11 protein-coding genes are annotated in these 10150 nt (G+C 64.9%); 8 read left to right on the top strand and 3 right to left on the bottom strand.

The features are described 5' to 3' along the window. Nucleotides 1–108 precede the first annotated feature (108 nt). Nucleotides 109–630 (top strand): hypothetical protein, encoded by a 522-nt coding sequence (locus tag VMJ11_RS04115; RefSeq protein WP_325617170.1) that lies wholly within the window; start codon nt 109–111, stop codon nt 628–630. A gap of 45 nt (nt 631–675) precedes the next feature. On the opposite strand, the gene VMJ11_RS04120 is transcribed toward VMJ11_RS04115, so the two are convergent. Beyond that, a complete protein-coding gene (locus VMJ11_RS04120) occupies nt 676–1110 on the bottom strand; it encodes a hypothetical protein (protein ID WP_325617172.1) in 435 nt (144 codons plus the stop codon). A gap of 217 nt (nt 1111–1327) precedes the next feature. On the opposite strand from VMJ11_RS04120, the gene VMJ11_RS04125 reads away from it, so the two are divergent. The 7 genes from VMJ11_RS04125 to VMJ11_RS04155 all read left to right on the top strand — a co-directional run bounded on the left by VMJ11_RS04125 (nt 1328) and on the right by VMJ11_RS04155 (nt 9018). Continuing rightward, entirely contained in the window at nt 1328–2029 is a 702-nt protein-coding gene (locus VMJ11_RS04125) for a CDP-alcohol phosphatidyltransferase family protein (protein ID WP_325617174.1), read from the top strand. Further along, nucleotides 2026–2829, top strand: coding sequence for a 2OG-Fe(II) oxygenase (locus tag VMJ11_RS04130; RefSeq protein ID WP_325617176.1), 804 nt, complete (start codon nt 2026–2028; stop codon nt 2827–2829). The genes VMJ11_RS04125 and VMJ11_RS04130 overlap by 4 nt, the downstream gene beginning before the upstream one ends. Further along, nucleotides 2826–3836, top strand: coding sequence for a flippase-like domain-containing protein (locus VMJ11_RS04135; protein ID WP_325617179.1), 1011 nt, complete (start codon nt 2826–2828; stop codon nt 3834–3836). Before VMJ11_RS04130 ends, VMJ11_RS04135 begins: the two co-directional genes overlap by 4 nt. A gap of 28 nt (nt 3837–3864) precedes the next feature. Then, the gene (locus tag VMJ11_RS04140; protein ID WP_325617181.1) at nt 3865–4644 is read left to right on the top strand and encodes a phosphocholine cytidylyltransferase family protein; all 780 of its coding nucleotides are present in this window, start codon (nt 3865–3867) and stop codon (nt 4642–4644) included. 218 nt (nt 4645–4862) lie between these two features. After that, complete coding sequence (locus tag VMJ11_RS04145) at nt 4863–6266, top strand: MFS transporter (RefSeq protein WP_325617183.1); 1404 nt, start codon at nt 4863–4865, stop codon at nt 6264–6266. 133 nt (nt 6267–6399) lie between these two features. After that, nucleotides 6400–8130, top strand: coding sequence for a gamma-glutamyltransferase (gene ggt, locus VMJ11_RS04150; RefSeq protein WP_325617185.1), 1731 nt, complete (start codon nt 6400–6402; stop codon nt 8128–8130). Between the two features lie 345 nt (nt 8131–8475). Continuing rightward, nucleotides 8476–9018 carry a helix-turn-helix transcriptional regulator gene (locus VMJ11_RS04155; protein ID WP_325617187.1) on the top strand — a complete coding sequence of 181 codons (543 nt, stop codon included), beginning with the start codon at nt 8476–8478 and terminating at the stop codon, nt 9016–9018. A 42-nt stretch (nt 9019–9060) separates the two neighbouring features. Here VMJ11_RS04155 and VMJ11_RS04160 read toward each other — a convergent pair whose 3' ends face one another. Together VMJ11_RS04160 and VMJ11_RS04165 are read right to left on the bottom strand one after the other, a co-directional pair. Continuing rightward, on the bottom strand, nt 9061–9252 hold the full coding sequence (locus VMJ11_RS04160) for a hypothetical protein (RefSeq protein ID WP_325617189.1): 192 nt from the start codon (nt 9250–9252) through the stop codon (nt 9061–9063). Between the two features lie 33 nt (nt 9253–9285). Further along, the coding region (locus VMJ11_RS04165) for an FAD-dependent monooxygenase (RefSeq protein ID WP_325617191.1) at nt 9286–10150 on the bottom strand (865 nt) is incomplete at its 5' end.

The raw sequence follows: 10150 nt of genomic DNA on the forward strand, positions 1-10150 counted from the left end.
TCAGGGTAGCGTGTGATGCGGCGTCCGCTGCGCACCGCGCGATGCGGGTAGAATCCTGCGCTTGCCCGGCAACGGGTACGCCACGCAGAACCCGATGGAAAGCCCGCCATGACCGATTCTTCACCCGCACTCGATCCCGATTTCCCTGCCGACGACCTCACCACCGAAGCCGAGGTGATCCAGGAAGCGCGCCTCTGGCGCAAGGATGGCTGGACGGCGCGCGTGATCAAGAACGAGGACGACGACGGCTGGGCTGTCGAAATGATCAAGGACGGTGAGCCGGAGCCCGCGCTGGTGGGGCCCTGGACCATGGGCCGCGACAAGAAGAATCCCAAGCCGCTCGATACGTCCGCGTTCAACACGCTCGTGAAGACCGCTTCCGAAGTGCTGCGCCGGCACGAGCAGCAACTGCGCGCGTTGTTGCACAAACGCGTGAGCGTGCAGGCAGGTGAGGGCGATGTGGACGTGACGCTCGAGATCGTTCCCGACGAGTACGAGCCCTACGCGCTGCTCAGCGCATTCGACGCGTTCGGCGAGCAGCTTGCCCAGGTGCGCGTCGCCCCGAACTTCAAGCTCACGAAGGCGCGAGCCGAGGCTTGGGCCGAAGACGGCTTCGGTCGCATCGAATAGGCGCTATTAGATAAAGGGGCGAGGCCGCGGGACTCGACCGAACGCTCAGTCCTGCTGGCAGAAGATGGCGGTGAGCAGCGGGCCGGCATGGTGGACGATGGCGTTGTTGCCAGCCGCGCTGAGCGCCGCCTGAACCTTGGCCTGCGAGCCGATCACGACGGCGCCGTAGGCCGAAGGCGCGATGGGTTTGCCGTCGCCGGTGCGAAAGAGCGGGTCGTCCTTCTGGAAACCGACCACCGCGAATACCTTGAAGCCGTAGGCGGTCATGTGCTGCCCCTGCGCGGGCCAGAACGCGTTGATCGAATTGCTCTCGACCCTCATGGGCGTCGGCTCGATCAACTGCCGGTCGATGAGCCCCGAGATGAACTCATGTGCGGACGCCTTGCAGGTCAAGGAATCGTCGATGACGGCAGCGCCGGCATTGCCGGTCAGGAACAGCAGGGTAGCCAGGAAAAGGGTGACGGCGGAGAAACGTTTCATTGCAAAAATCGCGAAAGTGCGTGCGCCGGGAGCGTAATGTGGCGGGCGCACAACGCGCGGATGGCGCAAAGGGTTGCACTCTACCTGCGTTCGGGCAATTACGCTCGCGGCACTGCGGTATGTGATAGAGCCCTTTAAACGTCGGGTTGTCGGCCAAATGGAATTCGAACGTCGGGATAGCTGCAAGCTTTCAGGAAGCCATATATATTTCGCGGTTATGACCGGAAAAGACAAACCTGCAAAAAAAGCTCCGCAAACGGTGCCGTTGCCCCGCACATGGGACGCGCGCGCCGCGCGCTGGCTCGTTACGCCGCTCGTCTCGACGCGCGTCACTCCGAATCACCTGACCACGCTGCGACTTCTGATCGGAGTTGCCGGCGCCGCCTATCTGGCGCGCGGCGACTTTCTGAACGTCAATATTGGCGCATTTCTGATCGTTTTGTCGAATTTTGTTGATCATACCGACGGTGAATTGGCGCGTATCAGCGGAAAGACGAGCCGCATCGGCCATTTCTACGATCTCGCCGCCGATGCGCTCGTCACGGTCCTGCTGTTCTTCGGCATGGGCTACGGGCTCGGCGTCGTGGCAGCCGCGACTGGCGCCGAATGGCGGGTGCCGCCGGCCGTGCTCGGTGGGATCGCCGGCGTGGCGGTCGCCGTGATCTTCTTTCTGCGCATGCGTATCGAGGAAATGGCCGGCAAGGCCGGCACGCAGCAGGCGTTCGTTGGCGGCTTCGAAACCGAGGACGTGCTGTATCTGCTACCCCTTGTCACGCTGACGGGCGTCGTTTCGCCGTTCATCATCGCGGCGTCGATCGGGGCGCCGTTGTTCGCTATCTGGGTGGTGCTCGACTATGTGCGCGCGACGCGCCGCGCGCGGCCCGGCAAGGAAAACAGTCAGGTGTGGATCAGCCGATGAATGTACAAGCAGAAGAACAACAACGGGTTGCAGCGTTCCCAGCGCATTCTGCGGACAGCCCTTCACGCGGCGAGCCGGACGGTGCGATCAGCCGAGCGCTGCGCCCGCTGAACACGGGCCGACTGCGCGACGACTACCAGCGCCAGGGCTCGTTCCTGTATCTCTCCGAGTTCCTGCCCGCGGACGCCACGCAGCAGTTGATCGACGCGGCCAACGCGCTGCTGCCCGAGGTCAATCGCAACTATCTGCCGGGTCACAAGGCGGGCGGCAGTGTGAGCCGTCATACCATCGACCGCCTCGCGCCGTACATCGCGCAGCTTTACCGCTCGCCGCAATTGATCGCGTGGCTCGAAAAGGTCACGGGCGACCGTCTGCAGCTGTCGCCCGAAGACGACCCGCACGCCTATGCGCTCTATTACTACACGCGCGCCGGCGACCATATCGGCTGGCACTACGACACGTCGTACTACGACGGCCGTCGGTACACGGTGCTGCTCGGCGTGATCGACAACTCCTCGTGCAAGCTCGACTACGAATTGCACACGCGCGATCCGAACAAGCCCGACGAACCGGGCTCGGTGCAATATCCGCCGGGCGCGCTCGTGCTGTTCGACGGCGACATGCTGCGCCACCGCGTGACGCCGAGCCTCGAAGGCGAAATGCGCGTCTCGCTCACGCTCGAATACGTGACGAACCCGAACATGCGCCCCTGGCGGCGCTTCATCTCGAACATGAAGGACGCCATCGCGTACTTCGGTTTCCGCCAGGTGTTCCGCAAGGCGCTCGGAGCGAAAGTGTGAGTCGTGCTGCCATCCTGCTGCTGTCGGTCGGCACGGCACTCTTCATCGCGCTGCTCGCGTGGCAGGGCCTCGGCTCGGTGGCGGGCGCGCTCGCGGCCGCCGGCTGGGGGCTCGTGCTCGTCGCGGCGTTTCACGTCGTGCCGCTCGCGCTCGATGCGGGCGCGATTGCCGTGCTGTTCGACAAGCATGCGCGCGTCGACACGCGCGACGCGCTGCTCGCGCGCTGGAGCGGTGAATCCGTGAACAGCCTGCTGCCGGCCGGTCAGATCGGCGGCCCGGTGGTGATGGTGCGCCAGCTTGCCCAGCGCGGCATGCCGATGCGCGACGCGGCCGCGGCCATCACGGTCAGCACCACGCTGCAGGCGCTCGCGCAGATCGTCTTCGCCGTGTTCGGCATCGTGCTGTTTTCGGCCTACGCCGCGAACGGCGCGCCGCGCAATCTCGGTTACGCGGCGCTGATCGCGACAGCTGTGCTCGGCGCCCTGATCGCGCTGTTCTATGTTGCGCAGCGTCGCGGCCTGTTCGGCCGCGTGCTGCGGCTCGCCGCGAAGGTGTTCGGCAAGCGCGACTGGTCGTCGCTCGCCACGCGCGCCGATGCCATCGACGCTGCCGTCAAGTCGCTCTACGACCAGCGTGGCCGCGCGGCGGCGAGCTTTGCGTTGAGTCTCGTGGGCTGGCTCGTCGGTATCGTGGAAGTGTGGCTCGCGCTGCGCTTGCTCGGCCATCCCGTGGGCTGGATCGATGCGCTGCTGCTCGAGAGCATCGGCCAGGCCATTCGCGGCGCGGCCTTCGCCATTCCCGGCTCGCTCGGCGTGCAGGAGGGCGGCTATCTGCTGCTCGCGCCGCTCGTCGGCCTGCCGCCGGAGGCGGCGCTCGCGCTCTCGCTTGCGAAGCGCGCGCGCGAAATCCTGCTCGGACTGCCGGGCCTTCTGTATCTGCACTTCAGCGAACGCAGCTGGCAACGCCGGCGCGCCGGGCGCGTGAGCGCTATCGAAGTCGCTGATTGACCTTTTTTCTCTCAAGGAACGTTTGCGCATGCGCGCCATCATTCTCGCGGCAGGCCTCGGCCTGCGCCTTCAGCAACGCGCTGGAGAACAGTTTCCGAAATGTCTGCTGCAGTTCGAGGGCGTGACGTTGCTCGAACGGCATCTGCAAATGCTGGAGTCGGCGGGCGTCACCGAGGTCGTGCTCGCACTCGGCTTCCAGCCTGAGCTGGTCGAGGCCGAGCTCAAGCGCATCAACTGGCCGCACAAGGTCGAGACGGTGCTGAACCCGCGCTTCGACCTGGGCAGCGTGCTCACGGTGCATCGCACGGCCGAAGCGCTCACGCGCGGCGGCGACGTGCTGCTGATGGACGCCGACGTGCTCTACGACGAGCGCGTGTTCGCGCCGCTCGTGGCGGGCGAGGCGCCTGCCAATCGCCTGCTGATCGACCGCGACTTCGAAGCCGGCGACGAGCCCGTGAAGCTGTGCCTGCGCGACGGCGTGCCGGTCGAACTGCGCAAGCAGCTCGCGGTCGGTCTGCAATACGACACGATCGGCGAGTCGGTGGGCTTCTTCCGACTGAACGAGGCGACGGCGCGCCGGTTCGCGCAGATCGTCGAGGGCTATGTCGATACGGGTCGCGCGAACCTGCCGCACGAAGAGGCGCTGCGCGACCTGCTACTCGAGCGCGGCAGCGAGTTCGGCACAGCCGACGTGACCGGTGCGCCGTGGATCGAGATCGACTTCCCCAACGACGTGACGCGCGCCGCCGAACAGGTGCTGCCGCAACTGCGTCCCGTCGTGAGCCGCATGCCGCAGACGGCCGTCTGACAGATCGAGTCATCTTGATAGGCAATGGCCTACTCAAAGGCCGCGAGGTACGTCTGCCGCGATGAGCCGCGGCGGCCCTCGCGGCCTTTGCGTTTTACCCGCTGAAGCGCACGCTTTTTGCCGGCCGTGTTTCATCTGTTGCAGGGTTCCCGTTCTCCGCAACACGGTGCCATAATGACGGCTTTACGCCATCAGCCACGCTGACTGTCGTCCTGCCCATGCCATTAGCCCTCGGCGCTTTCATCGTTCCGCTCATTGTCGCGTGCGCGATGTTCATGGAGAACGTGGACGGGACAGTCATCGTCACAGCGCTTCCTGCGCTAGCCCGCGATCTCGGCCAGGACCCCATCACCCTCAAGCTGGCCGTCACGAGTTATGTGATCGGCCTCGGCGTGTTCATCCCGATCTGCGGCTGGGTGGCCGACCGCTTCGGCTCGCGCAACGTGTTCCGCACCGCCATCGGCATCTTCATGGCGGGCTCGCTGTTGTGCGCGGCCTCCAGATCGCTCGAAATGTTCGTGGCCGCGCGCTTCGTGCAGGGCATTGGCGGCGCGATGATGGTGCCCGTGGGCCGCATCATCATCTTCCGTTCGCTGCCGAAGTCGGACTTCATTCGCGCGGTCAACTATCTCACCGTGCCCGCGCTGCTCGGGCCGGTCGTCGGGCCGCCGCTAGGTGGCTTCATCACCACGTTTCTGCACTGGCGGCTGATTTTCTTCATCAACATTCCGATCGGCTTGCTCGGCATCTGGCTCGCGAACCGGCATATCGCGAACATGCACGAGGAACATCCGGGGCGGCTCGACTGGCTCGGCTTCGTGTTCTCGGCAGGCGGTGCGTCGCTCTTCATGCTCGGCCTTTCGCTCGTAGGCGGCGAATTCATTTCGAGCGGGAAAGCCGTGACGATGTGCGTGATCGGCGCGCTGCTGCTGGCGGCTTACTGGTTGTATGCGCAACGGATCGAGCGCCCCGTGCTCGATCTGCGCTTTCTGCGCATTCCAAGTTTCAACGCGAGCGTGGCGGGCGGGTCGCTGTTTCGTATCGGGCTCGGCGCGGTGCCGTTTCTGCTGCCGCTCACGCTGCAGGAAGGGCTCGGCATGACGGCATTCGCTTCCGGCGCGATCACCTGCGCCTCGGCGTTCGGCTCGATCTTCATGAAGGCGATCGTTTCGCGCGTGCTCGGGCGCTTCGGCTTTCGACGCACGTTGATTGTGAACGCGGCGATCGCGGGCGCGTCCATCGCGATATACGGGTTGTTCTCGCCGGTCACGCCGGTGTGGCTCATCTGGGTCATCGTGCTCGTAGGCGGCATCTTCCCCTCGCTGCAGTTCACGGGCCTCAATTCGCTCGCCTATGCCGATATTCCGACGCGCGACATCGGCCGCGCCACGAGCGTGGCGAGCGTGATCCAGCAGGTGTCGCTCGGTCTCGGCGTGACGATTGCCGGGCTCGTGCTGCAGTTTTCGCATCGGGTGCAGGGACACTCAACGATCGTCTGGTCCGACTTCTGGCCCGCGTTCCTCGTGGTCGGCCTGTTCTCGGTCGCGTCGATTCCCGTGACGATGCGGTTGCCCGCGAACGCCGGCGAAGAGATCGCGCGCGGGCGGCGCGGCGAGGCTTGATCCCGGCATGACACCCGTATCGCGCCCGCATGGTATCGGCGGATGGCCGGATCGCAATCGAATTGCGAGCGTGCTATAAGGCCAAGTCAGGTTTTCCGTAGGTCGACAAACCGAATCATGGAGGACGCATTCAATGACGCTGGTTGAAAAGAAGAAAATTTCCGCTGCCGCTCTCGCACTCCTGTCCCTTTCCGCCTTATCCACGAGCTTGCTCGAAGTCACGCCAGCCTTCGCGAAGGATACGCAGCAACGCCCCGCGGTCCTGAACGCATCGGCAGTGGCCGTCGCCGACAAGTACGCGGCAGACGCCGCCGAGCAGATCTTCAAGGAAGGCGGCAATGCCGTCGACGCGGCGGTCGCCATCGCCTTCTCGCTGGCCGTGACTTACCCCGAAGCCGGCAACATCGGCGGCGGCGGTTTCATGACGCTCTATGTGAACGGCAAGCCGTACTTCCTCGACTATCGCGAGCGCGCGCCGCTCGCCGCCACGCGCACGATGTACCTCGACGACAAGGGCAATGTGATCGAGGGCAAGAGCCTGTATGGCTACGACGCCGTGGGTGTGCCGGGCACCGTCGATGGCATGTGGGCAGCACAGAAGCGCTTTGGCAAGCTGCAATGGAAGCAGGTGCTCGCGCCGGCGATTGCATATGCGCGTGAGGGCTTCGTCGTGGACGAGCAACTCGCGAAGCGCCGCGAGGACGCCTCGAAGGAATTCAGCGGCAAGACCAACTTCGACCAGTATTTCGGCGACTTGAAGGAGGGCGTGACGTTCAGGCAGCCCGACCTCGCCAACGTGCTCGCGCGCATCGCGAACCAGGGTGCGAAGGACTTCTACGACGGCAAGACCGCCGACCTGATCGCCGCATCGATGAAGGGGCATGGCCTCATCACGAAGCGTGACCTGCAGGAATACAAGGCGGTGTGGCGTCAGCCCGTTGAAGCGAAGTGGAACGGCTACGAGATCGTCACCGCGCCGCCCCCCAGCTCCGGAGGCGTGGGCCTCGTGCAACTGCTCAAGATGAAGTCGATACTCGCGCCGGAGTTCAAGGGCGTTGTGCTCAATTCGCCGCAGTATATTCATTTGATCGCGGAGATTGAAAAGCGCGTATTCGCGGACCGCGCGCAATACCTCGGCGACCCCGACTTCTACAAGGTGCCGGTCGCGCAGCTCACCGACGACGCGTACCTCGCGAAGCGCGTTGCCGAAGTCGATCTCGACAAGCCTTCGGACACGAAGAGCGTACAGGTGGGCCTCGGCGATTCGATGCCGGAGAAGGCGGAAACGACGCACTTCTCGGTCGTCGACAAGTGGGGCAACGCTGTTTCGAACACCTACACGATCAACGGCTACTTCGGCTCGGGCGTGGTCGTGCCGGGTGCGGGCATCGTGCTGAACGACGAGATGGACGACTTCTCGTCGAAACCGGGCGTGCCGAACATGTTCGGCGTGGTGGGCAGCGACGCGAACGCGATCGCGCCGAAGAAGCGTCCGCTTTCGTCGATGACACCGACGATCCTCACGAAGGACGGCAAGGTGGCGCTCGTGATCGGCACGCCGGGCGGCTCGCGCATCTTCACGTCGATCTTCCAGGTCGTCAACAACATCTACGACTTCGATATGCCGTTGAAGGATGCCGTGGGGGCGATGCGTTTCCACCATCAACTGCTGCCGCCGAACACGATCTTCTGGGAGCCGTATCAGCCGATCGACGGCAAGCTCGCGAGGCAGGTCGAGGCGAAGGGTTACGTGCTGAAGGCGCAGAACTTCAACGGTGACATCCAGGCGATCCGCATCGAAGGCGACACGCCCGAGGCGGTTTCCGATCCGCGTGGCCGCGGCGTCTCGCGCGTGATCCAGTAAAAACCGTGCCGACGATGCGAAGCGATGCGCCGTGCATGATTGAGCGCCGTTTCGCATCGGCAATCGGGCTTGCGGTCGCGAAAGGCCGCGAAAGTTTGCATGAGATGAACGTTTGTCCCCAATAATGGGGAATGCGGCTCTGTAATACATCGCGTACCATGCGACTTCCGGCGGTAAGACAGCCCTCTGCCGGCGTGTGTTTTTGCGGGGTGGCATATGCCGCCCCTTTTTCTTTTCCGTTTGCGCGTCTCGTCTCGAGTTCGTGAGACGAGATCACCAGGCACTGACGATTGCGCCCGAAACCAGGCGCGCCCGCCGACCAACCTCTTATCGCATCCACGCCGCATGTACCTGACGAGCCGCGAACTCGCATTGGTCGCCGACGTATTCAAGCTGCTGGCCGATCATGCCGTGCCCGAAGACGTCCTGCGTTGTGAGGTGGGGCGCCGCTTGCTGTCCCTCCTGCACGCGGACGGCCTGTACCTGGGCATGAACGTGTGCCACTGGTCGGGCGAGGAGAACCTTGGCGAACTGCGCATCTGGCGCGGCACGCAGCGAGAGACGTTTTCCGATCGCGAGCTGGCGTTGTTCGATCTGGTGCGCCCGGCTTACACGGTGGCGCTCGCACGCGCGCGTGCGCAAGCGGAGCCAGGCAAGACGGTGTCAGGCGATGCGCCCACGGCGGGGAACGAAGCCTTCAGCCGCTTGACGCGGCGCGAGCGCGACGTGGTTGCGCTCGTGGTGGAGGGGTTGCTCGACAAGGAGATTGCGCAGCGGCTCGGGATTTCCTATACGACCGTGCGCACCCATCTCGATCGTTCGTTTCAGAAACTCGGCGTCAGCAACCGCTCGCGCCTCGCGCGGCTCGTGCAGTCGGCGCAGCGCTGAGGTTCGCTTCGCCCGCCGCGTGGGCGGGCATGGTGCTTCCTGTTATCTCGGCACCGCTGCAGGGACGTTCTCGCCGGCCGCATCGACCAAGCCGAGGCAGGCTTGCGCATTGCCGATCCGCTCGATTGCGAGCAGCGCGAAGCGCGCGAGAAAGAGCGGGCCGTTAGCCTCGCCCAGTTCGGTCATGGTCTTGCACAGGTGCGTGTAGACGGCGTCGAGTTCGCTGTCGGTCATGGCTTTCTCCACATGTACTTTGTTCGGCGGCGGTCAGGACCGCAGCGCATGGTCGAGGGCGGCGAGTGCCTGCGCGGCGGCCGTAGCGGCGCTACCGTGCCAGCGGCCGAGCACGTGCCCGTCCGGGCGCACGAGATAGAGCGTGCCCGGTTGCGCGCCATACATCGGGAACAGTCGCCCCGTGTGATCCCAGCCGCTGCGGCGCCCCGCATCGGCAAGTTGTCGCTGCGTGAGCGCAACGAGAGCGAACGGCAGCGAGCGCTCGCCGAGCGTCGCTTCGAGCGCGGCGATAGGCGCGGGCGTCGCGCCGTCCTCGCTGAAGTAGAACGCCGTGAAGCGCGGCGCGAGCAGGTCGGTCAGATGGCCTTCGCGCGAACCTTCCCGATCGACGATCGTGAGCGGGCATTCGGGCAGCACGACGCCCGGCCCAGGACCGCTCGCGAACGCATCGGAAACGGCGTTGAGCGGCGAGGCCGTGTAGGCGATGGCCGAAGTCTGGCGCGGATTGATCAGCGAGCGCACGGCCGGGTGCTGGCGGGCGAGGCTCAGCACGGCGGTACGCATCAGCTCGAAGGCGAACGACGGCGGCGCCATGAACTCCGTGCTCTTCGTACCGTAGCTCAGGTTTTCGTGGGTCGCGAAGACGCGTTCGTCCGAATAGCTGTCCAGCAGCGCCTCGCCCGCGAGTCCCTTCACGACGAACGCGAGTTTCCATGCGAGGTTGTCGGCGTCGTCGATGCCCGAGTTCGCCCCGCGTACGCCGAAGATCGGCACGAGGTGCGCCGCGTCGCCCGCGAACAGCACGCGGCCGTGACGATAGCGCTCGAGCGTGAGCGCATTGGCCTTGTAGATCGTGATCCAGATCGGCGACCACGGTGCCTTCTCGCCCATCATGTCG

The sequence above is a fragment of the Paraburkholderia sp. genome (assembly GCF_035501035.1).
Lineage (GTDB): Bacteria > Pseudomonadota > Gammaproteobacteria > Burkholderiales > Burkholderiaceae > Paraburkholderia.